This window comes from Bifidobacterium pseudolongum subsp. globosum, from assembly GCF_000741295.1.
Taxonomy (GTDB): Bacteria; Actinomycetota; Actinomycetes; order Actinomycetales; family Bifidobacteriaceae; genus Bifidobacterium; species Bifidobacterium globosum.
Window position 1 is genome coordinate 19,274 of sequence record NZ_JGZG01000008.1, and the last position, 18,571, is coordinate 37,844.

The following is an 18,571-nucleotide window of genomic DNA, read 5'->3' on the forward strand; positions in this document are numbered from 1 at the left end:
GAGCACTAATGGAACAGACGCGCACGCGCGTCACCGCGGACGATCCGTGCATCGTCTGCACCGACGCCGCGATCCGCCGCGGTGACACCACCATATGGAGCCATGGCACCTTCGCCATCCCCCGCGGCACCGTGACCGCGGTCGTCGGCACGAACGGCGCCGGCAAGACGACGCTGCTCAACGCCGAACTGGGGTTGATTCCACTGTCGCATGGCAACATGCGCGTGCTTGGCGGCGCGCCGGGCACGAACAACGCGCGCATCGGTTATGTGCCGCAAAGCTATACGTCAGACATCGACTCGAGCCTGACCGCCGAGCAATCCGTGCTTTTGGGGTTGACCGGCACCCGGTTCGGCATCCACCCTGTCACGCGGGCGCAGCGGGCGAAGACGCGTGAGGCCATGGAGTTCACCGGCATCTCCGACAAAGCGAAACTGCGCCTGTCCGAACTGTCGGGCGGCCTGCGCCAACGCGTCGCCATCGCCCAGGCCCTCGTGAGCGATCCCGAACTGTTGATGCTCGACGAACCGCTCGCCAACCTCGATCTGGCGAGCCAACGCACCACGGTGCGCATCCTCGCGCAGCTCAATTCCGAGCTCGGCATGACAATCCAGATCGTGGCCCATGACCTCAACATGCTGCTGCCCATCCTGGATGGTGCAGTGTACCTGCTCGATGGGCACCCGCATTACGCCTGCCTCGACCAGGTGCTCGACTCCGATCTGCTCACTCACCTGTACGGCACGACGGTGCAGGTCGTGACCACCCCGCAGGGCGACATGTTCGTGACTCCGGCGCTCACCAGGCCGGATGCTTCCGCCGACACGCACCGCACCGATGAAGTCGCGCAATTCCATCACCATGAATACGACCACGACCGCGCACAGTAGACGGTAGAAAGACCTTGTGCACATGAATTCACTCACCTACGACCCGCAGTGGGTCTCGACCATCACATCCCCCTTCATGCTCAACGCGTTCATCGCCGGTCTGTGCATCGCGCTCGCCGCCGGCGTGGTGGGGTATTTCACCATCGCACGCAATTCGACGTTCGCGGCGCATGCCCTAGCACACATCGGCCTGCCCGGCGCCACGGGGGCGGTACTGCTGGGCCTTCCCGTCTCGTTCGGCATGGGCGCGTTCGCGCTTGGCGGCGCCTTGGTGATAGCGGCCTTGGGCAAACGCGCCTCGCAACGCGAGATCGCCACAGGGACCGTGCTCGCCTTCGCCACCGGCCTTGGCCTGTTCTTCGCCCGTATGTCCAGCTCCGCCTCACAGCAGTTCCAATCGATCCTGTTCGGATCCATCCTCACGGTCACCCCAGGTCAGATCATCGGATTCGCGGTATTCGATGTGGTGCTGCTGGCCGTGCTTGCCGTCACGTACCGCCCCCTGCTGTTCAGTTCGCTTGACGAGCAGGTGGCCCAGGCGAAGGGCGTGCCGATCGGACTGATGAATGTGCTGTTCATGGCGGTGCTCGCCGGGGTGATCACGATCGCCGTGCCGGCTGTGGGCACGTTGCTTATCTTCGCGCTTGTGGTGACCCCCGCCGCCACCGCCACGATGGTCGCGACCACGCCGATGCGCGCGATTGTCGTCTCCACCGCCCTGTGCCTCGTGTCGATCTGGGGTGGACTGGTGCTGTCGGCGATGTTCCCCGCTCCCCCGAGCTTCATCATCGTCGCGCTCTCCACACTGTTCTGGGGCATTGCGAAAGGCATCGAGGCGGCGCGCCACCGCACGGCGTGAGTTGCCGCGGCGCGTCTCTACCGCACTTCGACGAGCGCGGTGGCCGTGGCGGCGATGCCTTCGCCACGGCCGGTGAAGCCCATGCCATCGGTCGTGGTGGCGGTCAGTGAGACCTGACATCCGCAGATCGCGGACAGCTGCGCTTCGGCTTGGGCACGCCGGGGTCCGAGTTTTGGCCGGTTGCCGATGACACACACGGCGATGCTGCACGGGGTGCACCGATGGTCGTGTAGATGCTCCATCGTACGGGTGAGCATCGCGGTACCGCTCATGCCGGCGCCTTGAGACGATTCGCCTACACCGAACAATGTGCCGATGTCACCCAGATGGGCCGCAGAGAGCAACGCGTCGATCATGGCGTGCACCACCACGTCGCCATCGGAATCACCTTCGATTCCGTTGCCGCTCCACGCAAGGGTTGCGAGCATAAGGGGCCGGGGATCACGCTCGTCGGCGAACCGATGCGCGTCGAACCCCTGCCCTATGCGCAACGATTCGTTCACTTCTTCTTCGACTTCTTGTTTTCGGACTCCAGACGGGCCAACGTGTCGGCGGCGGCCTCTTCAGGGGCCTGCGTGTGATGGTCCTCGTCACCCGGCTGCGGCTCGGAGTAGCCGAGGTTGACGTCGAGCAGACGCTGCGCCTCTTCCTCCTCGAGTTTCTCCGACAGGGCGATTTCGGACGTCAGGATGCTGCGGGCCTTGGTGAGCATACGCTTTTCGCCCGCGGAAAGACCATGTTCGTCCACGTCGCGCTGTGCGAGGTCACGCACGACCTCGGCGATCTTGTTCACGTCGCCGGTCGAGATCTTCTCGACGTTCAGCTTGTAGCGACGCGACCAGTTCATCTCTTTCTCGATGATCGGTGTGCGCAGGATTTCGAAGACTTTCGCCACCTCGTCACCGTCGACGATGTCGCGCACGCCGACCTTCTTGACGTTGTCTACGGGCACGAAGATCTCCAGATCGTCGCTCGACAAGACGGAAAGCTTGAGGTACTCACGGGTCACACCCTTGACCGTTCGTTCGGTCACGGCTTGGACCTTCGCCGCACCGTGACGTGGATACACGACCATGTCGCCGACCTTGTAACCCATGAATCCTCCGTGAGAATAACCACAAAACCCGAATAATTATAGCGCTTTCGGTGGACTTGTGAAGTTTTGTTGAAAAACAGGTGTAATTTACGCAAAACGCGCTCCGTGAGCGCCGCGACTGGCTTATTCTCGTTACATGACTAACAATACATTTGATATTCAGGCCATCGTCCCAGTCAATAACGATCAGCTGGACGCAGTGAGCCATGCTGCCTTCTACAACCCCCACGAAATCCTCGGCGGACATCTCGGCTCCGGCCAGTACGAGGGCACGTGCACTATCCGTGTATTGCGCCCGAAGGCCCAGTCGGTGACGATCGTCACCAAGGACGGTGAGACACAGTCCCAGCCGGAGCACAACGGTGTCTTCGTCGCCGTTGTGCCGGCCGTGAAGACCGACAACGGCTACAGTGTTCCCGACTACCGCATCCGCACCGTCGCAGAAGATGGTACAACGAGCACGCAGGACGACCCTTACCGCTATCTGCCCACAGTGGGCGACATGGACCTCTACCTGTTCGGCGAGGGCCGCCATGAACGTCTGTGGGAGGCGATGGGCGCACACGTGAAGCGCTACGACGACGCCATGGGTTCCGCGGATGGCACCGAGGGCGGCCAGGTCGTCGGCACCGCATTCACCGTCTGGGCGCCGAACGCCCATGCCGTGCGTGTGGTCGGCGATTTCAACAATTGGGACGGCACCGCCCACGCCATGCGAGAGCTCGGTTCCTCGGGCGTCTGGGAGCTCTTCGTGCCGGGCGTGCAGTCCGGCGAGATCTACAAGTACCACATCCTCAACGCTTACAACAATTGGGAGATGAAGGCCGATCCGATGGAACGCTCGCATGAGATTCCGCCGCGCACCGGCTCGATCGTGGTGGAATCGTCGCATACCTGGGATGATGACGAGTGGATGTCCAAGCGCGCGGCCACTGATCCGCACGAGGGTCCGATGAGCATCTACGAGGTGCATGCCAACAGCTGGCGTTCCGACGTGCATGACTACCGTCAGCTCGCCGACGAACTCGTGCCGTACGTGCTCAAGCTCGGGTACACCCATGTGGAGTTCATGCCGCTTGAGGAATACCCGTACCCCGGATCGTGGGGCTATCAGGTCACCGGCTATTATGCGGTGGATTCCCGTCTCGGCGGCCCTGACGACTTCAAGTACCTGGTGGACAAGTTCCATCAGGCGGGCATCGGCATCATCATGGATTGGGTGCCGGCGCACTTCCCCAAGGACGCCTTCGCGCTCGGCCGTTTCGATGGCACCCCGCTGTATGAGGACCCGGACCCGATGCGTGGCGAGCACCCGGACTGGGGCACCTACATCTTCAACTTCGGCCGCCGTGAGGTGCGCAACTTCCTCGTGGCGGACGCTTGCTTCTGGCTCGACGAATACCACATCGACGGCCTGCGCGTGGATGCGGTGTCGTCCATGCTGTACCTCGACTACAGCCGCGAACCGGGCCAATGGCACCCGAACAAGTTCGGTGGCCGCGAGAACCTCGAGGCGATCGACTTCATCAAGGAGGCCAATGCCACAGCGTACAAGAACAACCCCGGCATCGTCATGATCGCCGAGGAATCGACCGCGTACCCGGGCGTGACGGCCCCGACCGACCAAGGCGGTCTGGGCTATGGCCTCAAGTGGAACATGGGCTGGATGCACGACACGCTCGAATACCTGCATGAACAGCCGATCAACCGCAAGTGGCACCACGACGAGATCACGTTCTCGATGGTCTACGCCTATTCGGAGCATTATGTGCTGCCGATCAGCCATGATGAAGTCGTCTACGGCAAGGGATCGCTCTTCGGCAAGATGCCGGGCGATGATTGGCAGCGGTACGCCGGCGTGCGCGCATTGTTCGCGTACCAGTGGGCACACCCGGGCAAGAACCTGTCGTTCATGGGCAATGAACTGGCACAGTACGGCGAATGGGACTACAACAACCAGCTGGATTGGAACTGCCTGAACTGGCCGGACCACCGTGGCGTACAGGATCTGGTCTGCGACCTCAACAAGCTGTATGTGCAGTCGCCAGCCCTGTGGAGCCAGGACTTCACCACCGACGGCTTCCAGTGGCTCACGAGTGACGACAGCGACCACAATGTGCTGAGCTTCATGCGCATCGGCAAGAACGGCGAGCAGATGGTGGTCGTGGTGAACTTCTCGGGAACCGCCTGGCAGGAATACCAGGTGCCGCTGCCGCAGGGCGGCCGTTGGCGTGAGGTACTCACCACGGATGACAAGAAATATGACGGTTCCGATATCCACAACACCGACATCGAAGCCAACGCGGGCGCGTACCACTCACGTGATTGGTCCACTCGTATCACTGTTCCGGCGCTGGGAGCCGTATTCCTGGTTCCGGACAACCAATGAGAGTAAGGACCAGAAGTCATGGCTTCCAAAAATGACAAACCTTCGCATACCGTCCTGGTCGTCGAGGACGAGCCGACACTCGCCTCGTCGATCGCTCAGCGGCTTTCGTCTGAAGGATGGGATGTGCGTGTGGCACAGGATGGCATCAGCGCCATTCGCGCGGCGGCGCAGGTGCACCCCGACCTCGTCATCATGGATGTGATGCTCCCGGGCATCGACGGCGTCGAGGCCACCAAGCGCATCGTGTCGCACCGTCCGGTGCCTGTGCTCATGCTCACCGCGCGTGACGAGGAGACCGATGTCATCATCGGCCTGAGCGCCGGTGCGGACGATTACATGACCAAGCCGTTTTCGATGCGTGAACTGCTGGCGCGCTGCAAGGCGCTGTTGCGCCGTGTGGAACGCGCCAAGGTGATCGCCAAGAACAGCGAGGACGCGAAAATCCTCGATTTCGGCTCGATTGTAATCGACCCGGCCACACGCCGTGTGACGCTCAACGACGAAGCCGTGCATCTGACCCCGACCGAATTCGACCTGCTCACGACCTTGGCGCGCAAACCGAAGTCCGTGTTGACGCGCGAGCAGCTGCTCGAAGAGGTCTGGGACTGGGTCGACGCCTCCGGTACCCGCACCGTCGACTCGCATGTCAAGGCCCTGCGCCACAAGCTGGGGTCCAGCACGATCAGGACCGTGCATGGGGTCGGCTACGCGTTTGAACCGCCGGAGCAGTGATGCCGACCATCAAGTCCGAGATGGGGCGTGACGACGCACAGCGCGACACCAAACGCCCCATCTCATTACGCGCAGAACTGACCATCCTGATCGTCGTTTCGAGCGTTTTGGCGTTCGTGCTCGCATGGATCGCCACGATGCTTGGATTGAACGGATGGATCGCACTGCCAATCGCCATCGCCGCGACGCTGGTGTTCACGTACGTCACCTCCCGGCATCTGACCCGTCCCCTGGCCCAGATGATTGACGCTGCGCAGGCCATGGCCGAAGGCGACTATTCCGCCCGCGTGCACATCAAGAAGAACAGCCGTGACGAAGTGGGCGAACTCGCCGACGCGTTCAACATCATGGCGGATGAACTCGAACATGCCAACCAGATGCGGCGCGACATGATCGCCAACGTCAGCCACGAACTGCGCACGCCAGTATCGGCGCTGCAGGCGATGGTCGAGAACATGGCGGATGGCATCGTGGAACCGACCCCTGCGAACCTGGAGAGCATCCTCACGCAGACCCACCGGCTTTCGGACCTCATCTCGTTCCTGCTGGACCTGTCACGTCTGGAAGCGGGCGCCGCAAGCCTGGAGATCGTGCCGATCAACCTCGCCGAGTTCATCAGCGAGACCACCGGGCCGCTCGAATACGCGGACGCCGGCCATGGACACACGATCGAACAGCGGATTCCCGATGACCTCAACCTGGAGGGCGACGAGGCACGGCTGCACCAGCTCTTCACCAACATCATCGCCAACGCGCTGAAGCATTCGCCTGACAACACGGCGATCCTGATCGAGGCCCACGGTGACGGCACGAACGACACCGTCGTGGTCAATGTGGTCAACTTCGGGTCGCATATCCCCGAATCGGTCCGCAACGACATCTTCCGCCGCTTCGTCAAAGGCAAGTCCGGCCCGGGAACCGAATCGGGCGGCACCGGCCTCGGCCTGTCCATCGCGCGTTGGGCGGCACAACTCCATGGCGGCACCGTGCAGGTCATCGACGACCCCCGCGGCGTCAACTTCGAAATCGTGTTGCCCCGCTATCCGCAGATCGCCGAACAGGGCGACGACGAATTATGATCGTTCCGGTGCCCGCGGCGGCGTATGGGCGAGGGCCAGCGCAGCGAGCACCGGATTGCCTTGTGCGCGTAGGACATCGATGCATTCGCGCATCGTGGCTCCCGACGTGACGATGTCATCGATGACGATGACCGGCATGCCTGCAGGCAAACGCACACCATTGCGGCAACGGATATGGCCGGTGACACGTTCACGCCTCCCCCGCGCGGACGCCGTCTGCACCGATTTGGTGCGTATGTGCCTGACCTCAAGTGCACGCTGCACGCGCGCTTCCACTCCCCACGCGCACAACCGCTCGGCCAACGCCCCGGCAATCGGGTCAAGCTGACTACGCCCCCGCGTGCAGATGGATCGCCACGACGATGGCGCGGGCACAACGGCCACAGCGCCCACTTGGTCGAGCGTGCTGCGCAACGGCTCGGCCTGCAACAACGCCACCATGGCGTCACTGAACGGACCATCGCATTCGGCGTCGCCATGGTCTTTCCATGCGAGCACCGCACGCCGCAACGGACCGTGATAGCTCCCGCACGCCATGCCGATCCCACACACCGTAGCCGGCAGATCGAAGCACACCGGCTGCACCAGACCGCGCATGCATGTGCCGCAGAGCACTTCATCCGGCGCGCCGCACCCTGCGCAGCCACGGGAGAACAGCACATCCCGTACAGCACGCACGGCGCCTGTCAGCGCGCCGTGCACGCCCGCCATGCCGTTCATGCCATGCGCGGCCGGTGTGTGCCGTACCAGTCGATGATTGCAGTGCACAGGCGCAGCGTCTCCTCTGGGCCGGCGACCCGAATGGCCATCGTGCCCGCTTTCGCCGCAGGATAGTCGTTGCCGTCGGGGTCCAGTCTGTCACCGACGAACATCATCGACCCCACCGGCACATCGAGGATGCGCGCGAGCTCGTGTACGGCATAGGATTTGTCGATGCCACGGCCGGACACATCCACGCTTGTGGAGCCGCCGGAACGCACCAGAAGATGTGGTACGTCTCGCTGCACCGCCTGCGCGAGCCTGTTCTTCTTCTCATTGGTGGGATCCCAAGCCTCTTTGGCGTCCACGGGCGCTTGTTGGCCCAACGCGGAAAACGTGATCTGGCTGCCGCGGTCCTCGATGCGGTCGCCCCATGTGTGTTCCTCCCACAATCCCATGGCGCGGGCATGGTGTTCCAGCGATGCGATGGCCGCCCGACGGTCTTCTGAGTCGAGGTCACGCTGGTAGATGGGGGCCCACTCCCTCCCCGACCACCGGAAATAGCGGGTACCGGTCGTGGGCATGAGATGGAGGTGCGTGCGGTCGGCATCGTCGGTGAGCACGTCGGTGACCTGGCTTTCCAGCAGCGGCATGGCGCCACCGGAGATGATGGCCACCGGCATCAGGGTCGTCAGCGTGGACAGCGCCTGCGCCATGTCCGGATGCATCGGCTTCTTGGAACGGGCGAGGGTGCCGTCCAGATCGAAGGCGGCCACCCGCATTCTCTCACATAGCGCGTTGATGTCCACCTGCGCGCAATCCACGCTCACCGGTTCGCTCATGTTGCCTCCTTGTGTGACGGCAGGTCTTCCGTACAGTAGCTGTATATCGTAGCATTGCCGTGCCGATGGCTTACAGTTGAAGGCATGCTACAACCTCCATGGAACGCCAAAGTCTACCGCAACCGTCATGGACGCGGGCTGCGCCGGCCGATGTTCGGCACGCGCCTGCCGCGGTACCGCACCAGAAGCGGCATGTTCGACGACATGGTGGTGGCCCAGATCCGCCGGCTGTCCGAAGCGTGGCCGGATCTGGTGGCACCGCTGCAGTTCGCTGTCGAGGATGTGCCGCCGTCTGAACCGGCGCCGTGGGAATCGGAGCCGATGCTGTTCTCGCAGGGGTTCCCCGCCGAGCATGGCATACCGGCGCGCGTGGTGCTGTACCGCATGCCGTTGCAGGCCCACTCCCCCAACCGTATGGATCTGCAGTTCGCCATCCGCGATGAGCTTGTGGTGCGTATCGCTGAGCTCTACGGGCGTAGGCCTGACGAGATCGACCCCGATTTCGGTGCTTGACCGTCCGGTTCAGCGCACGATGGATGCGTCGTTTCGGGCGGTGACGGTCTGGCGTTGCACTTCCAACGATGCGGCGGGCAGGTATGCGATGCCGGCCAGACCGCTTTCGTCGATGGAGCGGTTCGCGAGGAACGCCCCCCATACCAACGATCCGGACTTCCCGGTCGTCTCCACCGCCACGACGCCTTTGCCGATGTCACCAGGGGTCAATGTGATGGCCGAATTGGCGTCAACCTCCACCTCATGATCCCCTACCCGTTTGCCGGAGGCGTCGTACCCCACGAAAGTCACCCTGACTTGCGACTCCTCCATGTTGACGACCACCATATTCGACGAGACATCTGCAGGAATCGCCAGTGCGGCTTGTTGTGTGGCCGGCTCGGCGTTCACCACCGCATAATCCCGCTGTCCCTCATCACCGGAAGCCGTCACGCGCATCGCCAGCATGCAATCGCCATCGCTCTGCGCATAGACGGCAACCGCGCCCTTCGGCGCCTTCCCCACATCGTGGGTGGCCACCATGCCGGCGGCGATGGCGAACGAATCCATTGCCACAAGACCATGGTCGGTGATCCACGACAATGTGACCTTCGTGTCGTGGCGCGCAAACGCATACACCGTGGCGCCGTCCCACTTCTCCCCGATGGGCATGGCCTGCTCCGTCGAGGCGCACCGCAACGGCATGATGAAATCATTGCCCTTCGGTGTCAGCCCATTCATCGCCACTGACCGGATCACCGCTCCGATCGGCGTGTTCTGGCTCGTGACCGTGACGTACAACGCCTGCTGCCCGGGGGCCGCGGCATTGAGCATGACGGTGCTGCGCCCATTGGCTGGAACGGTCACGGTGCTCGACGTGGCGAGCGCGATTTTCTCGCCCTCTGTGCCCCATGCGGCGATGTCCACGGACGTCGGCTTGTCGGACGTGTTGGCGATCATGAGCTGCTGCGTGTTCCCTGTGGTGGTGGTGGGCACCAGGAACCGCTGCTGCAACTGGGTGGGGACGCATGACGAGGCAGCCACGCCCGGAAGATCGCCTTCGGTGGCCCACGATGCGAGGGCCCCTGTGGCACCGGTGCCGCTTTGGGCGCTGAGCACACGGGTCTCCAGGACCGAGGGGTCTTTCGCGCTCTGTGCGGACGAGACGTAGGCCACCGTGCCGTCGTCCTGGGTGGGGCTTTCGAGCACCGCCGCGTCCACGACATCGGCATCGGTGAGGTTGCGCGACTGCGCATGGAAAATCGACCCGAACGCGGCGTAACGGCGTCTCGATTGCAAGTTGCCGACACTCGACTGGAACTCCGTGTCGCTGAAGGCCTCCGTGTCAGCCAATCCCATCTGCGCTGGGCAGTACTGCACGATCTGCTTGGGGCTGACCGTCTCGCGCACCTCAACATTGGAGACTTGCGCCGTGTCCGCGCGCACGCCTTCGACCGGCAACACGGTCAGTCCCACAATGAGCGCCGCCACAATGGCGCCTGTGGCGGTCGTGGCGATCGCTTTGCGCGCATGGTGCGCCTGGCCGATCGGCTTGCGGTTGGTGTGCGCGTTCATTCCTGTTCCTCCTTTGCGGCGGTGTGGCGCCGCGGAATGGCCACGAGGCAGTACAGCACCACGATGATGCCGAGGCACCAGAGCCATGCGGAACGCCATGGGCTGTGCTGGACCAGATGCTGCGCGCTGGCATCGATGTGCTGGCTGGGGGTGGCGTTGAGCGTCAAACGGAAATAGGTGCCGTCAGTGCTGCTCACAACCGATTGCGTGCCTTGCGACGCCGTGACGTTGGCGAGCAATTGCTCGCTCGCGCGGGCGCTGATATCACCGGATGCACCGGTGACCACATAGATGCCACCGAATCCCAGATCGCTCAACGTGGCGATGGCATCGTCATCGCTGTTCGCCAGCAGATGCGCGCTCAACCGGGCCAATTGCTCATCGTCCGTGTCATGCTGCAGACCGTACGCCGCGCTCACCCGATATGCCGGCGAGCTGTCGATCAGATCGCCGCGCCCTGTGCGCATGACCGAATATTCGATGGTGCCATTGCCGCTCGCGCGCAACGCGAGGATGCGGCGGTCGCCCTGCTGGTCCAGATAGTCGCGTGCGACCATCGGCAAGCCCGAACCGGTGATGCCCACGCCATCACGGGCAGCGATGGACCAGCCATACCAGCAGCATGAGGCCGTGGCCACGGCGAGCAGCACAGCGATGGCCGCGCGCCCGATACGGCCGGCAGGGAATGACGATGCAGTCTCTTCCGTGAGCCGATTGAACGGTTTGACCGCCGAACCCGCCATCAACGCCGCCGAACCGAGAAGTCCGCATGCGGCGAGCGCCACACCGGGTAGCACCGAGCCGCCGGCCACACCGTAGGGCATGACCGCCACGACAACGGCTGCGGAAACGATGGCGAGCGCGAATCCGCAGATCGCCACCGTCCACAGGATCCGGCATGCGCGGAACATGGACGGACGGAACAGGGCGACGATGGCGACGATGACGATCAGAATCATCGTGATGATGATGCACGCGTCGCGGATGCCGTCCGGTGTGGCCCATGCCGACCATGTCTGCGGTGCGTCGATGCCGAAGGTGCGCCAGATGAGCGCGTTGAGGTTGAGGATCTTCGGGGTGCCGTTCACCGTGGCGGCCGGCACCATGATGTCGCCGAACAGCTGGCGCCACATGCCGTCGGCCCCGTACCGCACGGCGTTGACGAGCGTCGGCGCCAACGCGAAGGCCGCCGGGAACGGGATCAGCAGCAGCATGAGGCGGTGGCGGCGCACGAAGACGAGGAACGCCACGAAGATCACGATGAGCGCCAGCAACAATTGCGGTTCGGCCGCGACGGCGGGGATGAACATGAGGGCGGACGCCGCTGCGGCTTGGATCGATGAGCGCGGGTTGACGGGGGCTTCGGTGCGGTACAGGCCGACCGCCTTGAACGACAACGCCAATGCGCCGGGCAAGAACACCATGACGGTGAGCATCGGCAGGTTCGCTTCGGCGTAGAGTCCGAAGGCGAGCGCACATCCGTACCACAGCAGGCCGCACAGCACACGGACGGTGTCGGAGCGGGTGACCACGCCGGCGAGCGCCCAGAACGACAGCACGCACAATGGCGCCGAGAGGAAGAAGATGAGTGCCATCGCCACACTCACATGACCACCGGTGCACACGCTGCATACCATGAGCACAAGGAGCCAGGGAGTTGGGGGCACTGGGATGCCGGTGCCGATGCCGAACACCCATGGCGTGGTGGCCGATTCCACCAGTTGACGGAATGTCGCATCGGTCGGCAACAGCTGGTTGGAGTACATCGAGGTGTCGGCGAACGCGTACCGCAGAATGCCCCAGTACATGATGACGGTGCAGATCAGGGCAAGCAGCGCCGCTGTGGCCGCAAGCGCCCAGCGCCGGATGAGGCGCGCACGCAGATGGGCGGTGGCAAGCGGGTCGAGCACCACATTGTTGCATTGGTCGTTGAATGCGTCGATGCGCGCATGCCATTGCCGGATCTGCTGCCGGTCGGCGGTCAACGGCGCCAAGGCACGCCGGGGCACGGTGCTCACCTTCTTGAGGCGGTGACGTGCGCTGAGTGCCCCGGGAATGCCACAGAGCGCGATCCAGGGCATGCACAGCGTGCACCACGCACGGTATGGGTTTTTACGAAACAGCAGGCGGATGGCGCTCGCGGCCGCGATGATGAGGCCGGCGATCCAGGCCAATGGCCACCACAGGGCGTTGATGTCGGTGTACCGGTACTTCTGTTCGCCGGAAAGCTGTGCCATCGAGGTGTTGGTGGCATCGTCCTGATCGATCGGTTCGCCGCCTTTGGACCGTACTCCGTCCCATCGGGCGCGACGGTGCGCGATACGGGCCTGCGGCACGACGACCACACGCTTGCCGTTGCGGCACAACCTACGGCAGAAGTCGTCGGATTCGTCGAATGTGCCGAACCACGGATTGACGCCGCCCACGGCGGTCACCGTGTTCACCGGCACGAGGGCGCCGGCGAGTGAGACGGCGAACACGTCACGGCGTGTGTCATATTGCTCCTGATCGGGTTCGCCGTCCACGACGAGCGTCGTCACGCGGTGTGAGGCGGCATAGGCGCCGACCGCATGCAGGTGTGTGCCTTCCCAGTCGAGTTGTTTGGCGCCGAGCAACGCGGCGGTGGGTGTGTTGCGCCACGCGTCGAGTAAAGCCTCGAGGCAGCGGTCGTCGGCCGGCCGTGAATCGTCATGCAACAGCCACAGCATCTTCGTCGAGGTGTCGATCTGCGCGGTGCGCAGCACCTTGGCCACCGCGTCCGCGAACGATTTGGCCTGGGTCACGCGCACAAGCTGCACGCTGATGCGTTGCGGTTCCGGAACCTCCTGATAGACCTCGGCCACTGTGGGGATGATCTCGAAACTGGTCTGCACGGACTGGACGGTGTTCCCAGAGCAATCGGCGATGACGATCGTCGACGGCAACACGCTTTGCCGCAGCACCGATGCCAACGTGCGGGGCAGGAAACGCAGGTCGTGCTCCACGGTGATCACCGCGGTGACGTTCGTCACCGCCCGCTGGTCGTGTGAGTATGGGCGCGACGCCAACGCCTCGCCGATCACTTGCTGGATCTCGCTGTTGCCTGAGAGGGTCATAGTTGACAGTGTACGCAACAGGGTATATTCACCAGCCCGCATACCGCTGCATGCAGGGGCTGTGGAGGCCGACTCACATGAGAATTGAGCCGCTTCTCACATACATGCCTTATAATCGCAGAAGATTGCGGCTCGACGAGGGGCGGTGGGTGTGTTGCTCGCAGTGTTTCCGAGAGGCGTGACCGATGTCGACACGGAAAGGCGAACCTGTGGCTTCCCATAGCACAAAAGACACGCAGCAGACGAATCTGGGCTCGGCGGTGCCGCGCCGCCCACGCCATAGCGCCATCGCCTACACCATCCGCCACCGCGCGCGCATGGTCATCGCATGCGTCATCGCCGGCGTGCTCGTCTTCTTGGGCACAGTGGCCGCGGCCACATGGTTCAATATCGACCACGCGGTGCAGGAGCGCCGCGTGAACTCACACTTCGAGCATCAGGAGTACCTCGACCCCAATGCCGGCCAGCCGATCCGTTTCGTGCTGATCGGTCAGGATTCCCGAGACGCCGGCAATGCGGACATCGCCGGGGACGGCGCCGAGAACGCCGGTGTGCACAATGCCGACACGACGATGGTCGTCGAGATCGCCGCCGACCGTCAGTTCATCAACCTCGTCTCGATTCCGCGCGATTCGCTTGTGGATGTGCCGAGCTGCACCACGTCCCAGGGCACGATCCCCGCCCAGTACGGCGTGATGTTCAACTCGATTTTCAGCACCGCATATGCTGTGGGCGGAGACCTGTCGTCCGCGGCGAGCTGCACGGTGAGCGCCATCAATTCCCTGACCGGCCTGGACATCTCCAACTTCATCGTCGTCGACTTCAAGGGCCTTGCCGACATGATCGACGCGATCGGCGGCGTGGACGTGTGCATCCCCGTGCATACCGTGGACGCCAATACGGACATGGACCTGTCGAAGGGCATGCACCACCTCGACGGCAAATCGGCCACCAACTACGCGCGCATGCGCTACGGCACCGGCACCGACGGTTCGGACATCATGCGCACCACGCGACAGCAATACCTGATCAAATCGTTGTTCAACGAGGCGATCTCAAAGAACCTGTTCACGCAGACAAGCCAGCTCTACCAACTGGTGCGTGCTGCCATCAATTCGCTGAGCATCAGTGAGGGCATGGCCGACACCGCGGCGCTTGTGGGCCTGGCGATGAGCCTGCGCAACATGCCGCTCGACCATCTATACATGCAGACCGTGCCCATCACCGAGGCGCCGACGGACCCGAACCGTGTGGTGTGGGCACCGGACGCGGACGAAGTATGGGCCAAGTTCCGCGAGGACAAGCCGCTGTTCTCCACGGAGGACACCACACCATCCGACACCAACGAAGACGGCGGCGACACGGGTGCCTCGGCCACGCCGAGCGAGACCCCAAGCGCATCGCCAAGTGAGACGACCGGGCCTTCGCAGGTGGGCACCGACTCGCCAGCCGCGACACCAGCTCCCACCGTCGACCCGCAGACCGGCCTGATCAAGCAGCCCGACGGCACACTCATCGATCCGGAGACAGGCGGTGTTGTGGATCCGGAGACCGGTGCGATCAAGGATCCCGATACCAACCAGTATGTGGGCATCGCCTACCAGTATCTCAACAACACCGTGTGCGCGGTGCCTGCCACCAAGCAGTAGCCAGCCGCTGCATCCCACCGATCGGGCATGCGCGAAGCATGCCGTTGTTTCAGGAGGTCACCATGACGAACGATGAGGGGCACGGTCTTCCCGACACGCCGCCGAGCTTCGCCCCGAAGCCGCGCCGCAAAGCCACCGTTCAGGATGCGCAAGGCCAACCGGCACCGCCGTCGTTCGCCCCCCATTCCCGCCGTTCACCATCGAGTGCGCCCGCCACGCAGCCCGTACCTGCCTCCATTCCGCCACGTGTGGCACGCGACCGGGCATCACGCGCCACTGCAGGCGCATCAAGCAATGCTGCAACGAACCAACGCCCCCAACAGCCGGCTCGCTCGGCTACCACGGCGGCAGCGGTGACGGCCAGACCATCAAACGCGCGTCCGCACACCACACACCATCGTGTGCGCAACGGCCTCATCGCCGCACTTGTCATCGTGCTTGTCGCCGCGCTGTGCGCGGGGTTTGGCATCTGGAACTGGGTCAGCGGCAGCCTGCGCAAAGAGGACTGGCTCACCGGCAAAGCCGCGGGGCCGGCTACGACATGGCTCATCCTCGGATCCGATGAGCGCGACGGCACCACCGGCAGCGATGACACCCCCGGAGATCGCACCGACACGATCCTCATCCTCACCAAGCCGAAGCACGGCCCCAGCTCGCTCATTTCGGTGCCCCGCGATTCGCTTGTGCAGGTGGATGACGCCCTGCTCAAGATCAACGCCGTAATGCAGATCTATGGCCGTCAGGAACTCGCCACCCAAATCGAGGACATCACCGGCCAGAAGATCGATCACGTGGCCAAGATCACCTTCGGCGGACTTACCGGCGTGGTCGATGCGCTCGGTGGCATCGAACTGTGCTACGACCAAGACGTGGACGATGAGCTTTCCGACCTGCATTGGAAGGCCGGCTGCCATGTCGTCGACGGACATACCGCGCTCGCGTTCTCGCGCATGCGCTATTCCGACCCCAAGGGCGACTTCGGGCGCGCCGAACGCCAACGTCAGGTGATCGGCGCCATCGCCAAGAAAGCGGCCTCCCCCGCCACACTGATGAATTTCGGCACTGTGCGCAAGGTCGGTGATGCGGCGCTGCAGGCGATCACCGTGGACGAGCGCACCAATCCCAAGACCCTGCTCGACATGCTGCTCGCGTTCCGTGGCGCTTCGGGCTCGAACGGCATCACCGGCAGCCTCTATTGGAGCGATCCCAATTATTATGTGGACGGCGTGGGCTCCTGCGTACTGCTCGACAATCCACGCAACCTCGAACTGTTCACCCAGCTCGCCGACGGCACCCATGACCCCGGTGTGGTCGGTAGCGCGGCCGAACTGGGCTAGCCCGGAATACTCCACGCGCGAACAGCATCGACCGTCCGACCACATGACCCCGCGCCGCTTGCGCCCCTGCCGGCACCCCATGCACAGTGGGTGCATGAGCAACACACAAACCACCCACCGCACACATACCACAGCATTGCGCATGTGCGCATACATCGCCCCGTTGGTCGCGCAATGCATCATGCTCGCCGCGCTGCTCGTGCGCCAGCAATGGCTGTTCGCCCTGATGATCGGTTCGGGATGTTGCGCCACCGCGGCCACAATGGTGCTGACGCTGCTGCAGTCACGCCCCACGTCCTTCGACAGCGGGGCGGACGGCGCACACACGCCGGCGCATGCTTGCGACACCATCAACGAGGACATGGTCCGTGCATGCACCGGCACCACGCTTGAGCGCCTGCTCAACATGGCCGACGACGCCGCGCCATTCCGCACGATGTGCCACATGTGGGCCCGGACAGCATGCAGCACCCATCCGCCGGGATGCGCGGCGCGCATCGGCACCGACCCCTTTGGCGAGCCACTGACCATCGACTTGGAACGCCACGGCCCCCATGCGATTGTGGCGGGGACCACCGGATCGGGCAAATCGGTGCTGCTTCAGGACTGGTGCGTGGCCCTCGCCGCCACCCATCCCCCGCAGGCCCTGCAGTTCGTGCTCCTCGACTTCAAAGGCGGGTCAGCGATGGAACGCCTGTGCGCACTCCCTCATGTGCGCGGGTGCGTCAACGACCTCGACCTCAAATACGCCACGCGCGCCCTGCGTGCACTCGAACGCGAACTCGACCGCCGGGAGCGGCTCGCCGCCGCACTCGGTGTGAGCGACCTCATGCACGCGGCGTGCCCGGTGGCCCGGCTCGTGATCGTGGTCGACGAATTCCACATGCTGCACGGGCAGTTGCCCGACTACACCGACCGCCTGGTCCGTATCGCGTCGTTGGGCCGTTCGCTGGGCATGCATCTGGTCGCCTGCACGCAGAATCCGCTGGGGCAGATCAGCGCATCGATGAAGGCGAATATGAGCCTGCGCATATGTCTACGTGTCCGCGACGCACTGCAATCCCAGGAAATGATAGGCTCCGACGCGGCGGCCCATCTGAGCGCCGTGGCCCCCGGCATGGCGATCCTGATGGAAGACGACGAGCGGCGCGTCTTCCGGTGCGCGCACATCGAAGACATTGACGCGCTCATCAGGAACATCGCACGGTGCGCTCGCGTGCACGCTTGCACGGCGCCGCCCCCGCTGTTCACGGACGGGCTGCCCGACCGTGTGAGTCCGCAGTCACTGCCCGACGCATGCGCGCCGGATCATCTCCCGCTCGGCCTCGTCGATGACGGAGTGGCCGTCGCACCGTTCGTCATCGACACGCGCACCGGTCCGCTCGCGGTGGTGGGCCAGCATGGGCGAGGCAAAAGCGCGCTGTTGCGCTGGATCGAGCAGGCGGCGCCGGTGTACGGCGTCACCGCGGTCTGTACCGACGACGCCGACGAACTGCTCGATCCGCTGTGCATGGATGCCCGGGCCGGCGCATTGCGTGCGCAGCTGCGTGATCCGCGCGCATTCACCGTCTTCGCGCTCTCCTCCACACGACGCCTGCGCATTCCCGAATATTGCACACGCCGGCTTATTCTGCCCTGCGGCGAACGTGCGGTCGATCTGGCCGACGGCATTCCCGCAGACCTGCTCAACACGATGGACGGTGAGGACATGCGCACACCCGGGCGGGCGGTCTATATCGACTCCGGTGTGGCACAGCTTGTGCAGCTCATGGCCGCCAGTTGATGCCAAAAACGCGCAGCGGCACCTGAATTCCTTGGAAAACCCTTGAAAAACGGA

At 63.9% G+C, this 18,571-nt stretch carries 15 protein-coding genes; 9 read left to right on the top strand and 6 right to left on the bottom strand.

The features are described from left to right. Positions 1-8: 8 nt before the first annotated feature. Both BPSG_RS05750 and BPSG_RS05755 read left to right on the top strand, forming a co-directional pair. Complete coding sequence (locus BPSG_RS05750; protein ID WP_033502180.1) at positions 9-890, top strand: ABC transporter ATP-binding protein; 882 nt, start codon at positions 9-11, stop codon at positions 888-890. 22 nt (positions 891-912) lie between these two features. After that, positions 913-1,749 carry a metal ABC transporter permease gene (locus tag BPSG_RS05755; protein WP_026643188.1) on the top strand — a complete coding sequence of 279 codons (837 nt, stop codon included), beginning with the start codon at positions 913-915 and terminating at the stop codon, positions 1,747-1,749. Between the two features lie 17 nt (positions 1,750-1,766). On the opposite strand, the gene ispF is transcribed toward BPSG_RS05755, so the two are convergent. Together ispF and BPSG_RS05765 are read right to left on the bottom strand one after the other, a co-directional pair. Beyond that, entirely contained in the window at positions 1,767-2,240 is a 474-nt protein-coding gene (gene ispF / locus BPSG_RS05760) for a 2-C-methyl-D-erythritol 2,4-cyclodiphosphate synthase (RefSeq protein WP_026643189.1), read from the bottom strand. A gap of 8 nt (positions 2,241-2,248) precedes the next feature. Further along, positions 2,249-2,845 (bottom strand): CarD family transcriptional regulator, encoded by a 597-nt coding sequence (locus BPSG_RS05765; RefSeq protein ID WP_022858597.1) that lies wholly within the window; start codon positions 2,843-2,845, stop codon positions 2,249-2,251. Positions 2,846-2,981: 136 nt separating this feature from the next. On the opposite strand from BPSG_RS05765, the gene glgB reads away from it, so the two are divergent. From glgB to BPSG_RS05780, 3 genes are read left to right on the top strand one after another with little or no spacing between them, the layout of a single operon-like run. Further along, positions 2,982-5,234 (top strand): 1,4-alpha-glucan branching protein GlgB, encoded by a 2,253-nt coding sequence (gene glgB / locus BPSG_RS05770; RefSeq protein ID WP_026643190.1) that lies wholly within the window; start codon positions 2,982-2,984, stop codon positions 5,232-5,234. An 18-nt stretch (positions 5,235-5,252) separates the two neighbouring features. Continuing rightward, on the top strand, positions 5,253-5,966 hold the full coding sequence (locus BPSG_RS05775) for a response regulator transcription factor (RefSeq protein ID WP_026643191.1): 714 nt from the start codon (positions 5,253-5,255) through the stop codon (positions 5,964-5,966). Next, a complete protein-coding gene (locus BPSG_RS05780) occupies positions 5,966-7,045 on the top strand; it encodes a sensor histidine kinase (protein ID WP_026643192.1) in 1,080 nt (359 codons plus the stop codon). Before BPSG_RS05775 ends, BPSG_RS05780 begins: the two co-directional genes overlap by 1 nt. On the opposite strand, the gene BPSG_RS05785 is transcribed toward BPSG_RS05780, so the two are convergent. Next, positions 7,040-7,765, bottom strand: a complete 726-nt coding sequence (locus BPSG_RS05785) for a ComF family protein (protein ID WP_051591934.1) — start codon at positions 7,763-7,765, stop codon at positions 7,040-7,042. The genes BPSG_RS05780 and BPSG_RS05785 overlap by 6 nt on opposite strands. Beyond that, entirely contained in the window at positions 7,762-8,586 is an 825-nt protein-coding gene (locus tag BPSG_RS05790; RefSeq protein WP_026643194.1) for an HAD-IIB family hydrolase, read from the bottom strand. The genes BPSG_RS05785 and BPSG_RS05790 overlap by 4 nt, the downstream gene beginning before the upstream one ends. An 84-nt stretch (positions 8,587-8,670) precedes the next feature. On the opposite strand from BPSG_RS05790, the gene BPSG_RS05795 reads away from it, so the two are divergent. After that, the gene (locus BPSG_RS05795; RefSeq protein WP_080699175.1) at positions 8,671-9,099 is read left to right on the top strand and encodes a metallopeptidase family protein; all 429 of its coding nucleotides are present in this window, start codon (positions 8,671-8,673) and stop codon (positions 9,097-9,099) included. Positions 9,100-9,108: 9 nt separating this feature from the next. Here the strand turns inward: BPSG_RS05795 and BPSG_RS05800 are convergent, their stop codons facing one another. After that, positions 9,109-10,653, bottom strand: coding sequence for a DUF5719 family protein (locus BPSG_RS05800; protein ID WP_026643196.1), 1,545 nt, complete (start codon positions 10,651-10,653; stop codon positions 9,109-9,111). Next, positions 10,650-13,748 (bottom strand): glycosyltransferase family 2 protein, encoded by a 3,099-nt coding sequence (locus BPSG_RS05805; RefSeq protein ID WP_026643197.1) that lies wholly within the window; start codon positions 13,746-13,748, stop codon positions 10,650-10,652. Before BPSG_RS05805 ends, BPSG_RS05800 begins: the two co-directional genes overlap by 4 nt. A gap of 209 nt (positions 13,749-13,957) precedes the next feature. On the opposite strand from BPSG_RS05805, the gene BPSG_RS05810 reads away from it, so the two are divergent. The 3 genes from BPSG_RS05810 (at position 13,958) to BPSG_RS08460 (ending at position 18,517) form a co-directional block, all read left to right on the top strand. Further along, entirely contained in the window at positions 13,958-15,397 is a 1,440-nt protein-coding gene (locus BPSG_RS05810; RefSeq protein WP_026643198.1) for an LCP family protein, read from the top strand. Between the two features lie 401 nt (positions 15,398-15,798). After that, positions 15,799-16,734, top strand: a complete 936-nt coding sequence (locus BPSG_RS05815; RefSeq protein ID WP_026643199.1) for an LCP family protein — start codon at positions 15,799-15,801, stop codon at positions 16,732-16,734. Between the two features lie 94 nt (positions 16,735-16,828). Beyond that, positions 16,829-18,517 (top strand): FtsK/SpoIIIE domain-containing protein, encoded by a 1,689-nt coding sequence (locus tag BPSG_RS08460; protein WP_157928615.1) that lies wholly within the window; start codon positions 16,829-16,831, stop codon positions 18,515-18,517. Positions 18,518-18,571 lie beyond the last annotated feature (54 nt).

What these genes read in the sequence shown, in the direction of transcription:
- BPSG_RS05795 (WP_080699175.1), top strand. Translation starts at nt 8,671, where the DNA reads ATGCTACAACCTCCATGGAACGCCAAAGTCTACCGCAACCGTCATGGA.
- BPSG_RS05765 (WP_022858597.1), bottom strand. Translation starts at nt 2,845, where the DNA reads ATGGGTTACAAGGTCGGCGACATGGTCGTGTATCCACGTCACGGTGCG.
- BPSG_RS05780 (WP_026643192.1), top strand. Translation starts at nt 5,966, where the DNA reads ATGCCGACCATCAAGTCCGAGATGGGGCGTGACGACGCACAGCGCGAC.
- BPSG_RS05790 (WP_026643194.1), bottom strand. Translation starts at nt 8,586, where the DNA reads ATGAGCGAACCGGTGAGCGTGGATTGCGCGCAGGTGGACATCAACGCG.
- BPSG_RS05785 (WP_051591934.1), bottom strand. Translation starts at nt 7,765, where the DNA reads ATGAACGGCATGGCGGGCGTGCACGGCGCGCTGACAGGCGCCGTGCGT.
- BPSG_RS05805 (WP_026643197.1), bottom strand. Translation starts at nt 13,748, where the DNA reads ATGACCCTCTCAGGCAACAGCGAGATCCAGCAAGTGATCGGCGAGGCG.
- BPSG_RS05750 (WP_033502180.1), top strand. Translation starts at nt 9, where the DNA reads ATGGAACAGACGCGCACGCGCGTCACCGCGGACGATCCGTGCATCGTC.
- BPSG_RS05775 (WP_026643191.1), top strand. Translation starts at nt 5,253, where the DNA reads ATGGCTTCCAAAAATGACAAACCTTCGCATACCGTCCTGGTCGTCGAG.
- BPSG_RS08460 (WP_157928615.1), top strand. Translation starts at nt 16,829, where the DNA reads ATGAGCAACACACAAACCACCCACCGCACACATACCACAGCATTGCGC.
- glgB (WP_026643190.1), top strand. Translation starts at nt 2,982, where the DNA reads ATGACTAACAATACATTTGATATTCAGGCCATCGTCCCAGTCAATAAC.
- BPSG_RS05755 (WP_026643188.1), top strand. Translation starts at nt 913, where the DNA reads ATGAATTCACTCACCTACGACCCGCAGTGGGTCTCGACCATCACATCC.
- BPSG_RS05800 (WP_026643196.1), bottom strand. Translation starts at nt 10,653, where the DNA reads ATGAACGCGCACACCAACCGCAAGCCGATCGGCCAGGCGCACCATGCG.